Source organism: Mesorhizobium sp. M8A.F.Ca.ET.181.01.1.1, from assembly GCF_004792025.1.
Lineage (GTDB): Bacteria > Pseudomonadota > Alphaproteobacteria > Rhizobiales > Rhizobiaceae > Mesorhizobium.
The window spans coordinates 1-338 of the sequence record NZ_SRTV01000135.1 but is presented as its reverse complement, the minus strand read 5'-3'; the positions used below and the strand labels follow the sequence as shown (position 1 = coordinate 338).

At 58.3% G+C, this 338-nt stretch carries 1 pseudogene; it reads left to right on the top strand.

Features of this window, described 5'->3' with window-relative positions:
- Positions 1-338: pseudogene (locus EN824_RS33925) on the top strand (helix-turn-helix domain-containing protein); the annotation flags it as partial.

The window sequence follows — 338 nt, the reverse complement described above, 5'->3', positions numbered from 1 at the left end:
CCGATTTCCTGGGCCGACCGTTCGAGGCAAAAAAGCCGATCAGGGCAGAAGCCTTGACGAATGTGGCACTGTGCTCGTTTCCCAAGGTGATCATCGACCGGATGGCAAACGAGATGCCGGAGCTTGGACGTCTGCTGCTGAAACATACGCTGAACGAGCTTGACGAAGCACGCGACTGGATGCTGACGCTGGGGCGCAAGACCGCTGCGGAAAAGGTGGCAAGCTTTTTACTGATGATCGCCAGGAATATCGATCCCACGGTTGACCCCACCGCAAAATCGGCGACCTTCGACCTGCCGCTCACACGCGCCGATATCGCCGACTTCCTTGGCCTGACG